The sequence below is a fragment of the Microbulbifer okhotskensis genome (assembly GCF_023895975.1).
GTDB lineage: Bacteria > Pseudomonadota > Gammaproteobacteria > Pseudomonadales > Cellvibrionaceae > Microbulbifer > Microbulbifer okhotskensis.
The window spans coordinates 1-1,435 of the sequence record NZ_JALBWM010000280.1; the positions used below are offsets into that span (position 1 = coordinate 1).

Annotated in this window: 2 protein-coding genes; both read right to left on the bottom strand. The window is 41.8% G+C overall.

The genetic code is table 11. The features are described from left to right. Positions 1 to 171 precede the first annotated feature (171 nt). A complete protein-coding gene (locus tag MO867_RS22035) occupies positions 172 to 462 on the bottom strand; it encodes a hypothetical protein (RefSeq protein WP_252473169.1) in 291 nt (96 codons plus the stop codon). Between the two features lie 451 nt (positions 463 to 913). After that, positions 914 to 1,249 carry a hypothetical protein gene (locus MO867_RS22040; protein WP_252473171.1) on the bottom strand — a complete coding sequence of 112 codons (336 nt, stop codon included), beginning with the start codon at positions 1,247 to 1,249 and terminating at the stop codon, positions 914 to 916. Positions 1,250 to 1,435: the final 186 nt, after the last annotated feature.

The window sequence follows — 1,435 nt, forward strand, 5'->3', positions numbered from 1 at the left end:
TAAAAATATTGCGAGAAATATACGATTCACTTTATTCCTACCTGAGCATAACGCCGCCAACAATGGCAGATTTGTTGTTGTGATTTTTGTGCGACAATGGCGAAGCCATGCACAAAAAGCGCGACGACAAAGCTGTCCAAGGAGCGTAGCGACTGATGTTGCTTGGCCTTGTTAAACAAATTTTACCACCAACACAAAAATAATAATGAGTACCAATATGTATATTGGTTTAATTTCGAATGACCCTGAATTTTCTGCTTCGGCCTCTAATAGCATAAGTTTTTCTTGATTACCTAGATTCTCAATAAGCATATCATTTGCAAATGATGCTATTTTAGCACTCCAGTCATTTGGCCCTAACTCTTCAAGAGAATCTCTATGCTCTTCTAGTTTCTTAGCCTCAACTTCTGGAAGCTCTTCAGCTATTTCGGAAACAAGATTGTGTAATTCTGTGATATTCATATTAGTGTTTAACGCCCACAGCACGGGCGGCCGGAGCGAAGCGTAGGCTGTCCCGCGTAGGCCCGAAGGGCCGTAGCAGCGTGCCTGTGATTGTTATGAGTTATCACCGGATCTCCGCACCAACCTATAAAAAATTCGAATTAACCAGATAATACCGTATACCGAAAGCGAGCCGACAATAAACCAAGACAAACCTATTTGCAGCCACGCCCCCCAATAAATTGTACCCTCACAATGAAACTCACATTGCGGATTATGCTGCCAAGCAACATATAGGCTAAGTACCGCAATAAATAAGCCAAAAATGAGTGCTGAAATAAGGTTGAATTTCATTATCTAACCGATGACTCATAACGCCTTGCTCAACCGCCACCGGAATGGAGCCGCTTTGTGCTAGCGTAGCGTACAGCACAAAGCGGGCGGAGTGTAGGTGGTCGGATGCAGCAATTTGTTAGGTTCTTGGCTGGTTAGGCAAAATCAGTGCAAATACGGCACCTCCGCCAATACCTGCAATAGCAGTAGCTACAATCCACTCGGTTTCTCTAGCAACTATGCACAGGGCCAACATTGGTATACTCGCCATGATCCCTGCACCAACAAACCATGCTCTATTAATTTTCTTAAGCTTAAATAGGAAATACAAAATCGGAAACCCAACCAGCAACCAAAGTATCGCGATTCCTTTTACGTAACTCATTGACAGCTGTATGCCATCTAAATGAAGCACAGTAAGATAAACGACCGTCACAAATAGCCAGCTTAAAAATACACTAACCGTCAATCGCATATTCAACACCTAACAGTTAATTCAAAAGCAGCATCTATATATCACGCTTCTCTATAATTCCAAAGCCCATCCACTCCAATGGTCCAAAAAACATTTAAAATCAATGAGTTATAATTATATAGTACAAGGGTGCAAGTATAGATATAGAGCAGCTGCTTTATAATTCTGTGCTCTCACTGCTATATA

Bases quoted from the DNA above. Each gene is read 5' to 3' on its own strand.
- MO867_RS22035 (WP_252473169.1), bottom strand. From the start codon at position 462: ATGAATATCACAGAATTACACAATCTTGTTTCCGAAATAGCTGAAGAG.
- MO867_RS22040 (WP_252473171.1), bottom strand. From the start codon at position 1,249: ATGCGATTGACGGTTAGTGTATTTTTAAGCTGGCTATTTGTGACGGTC.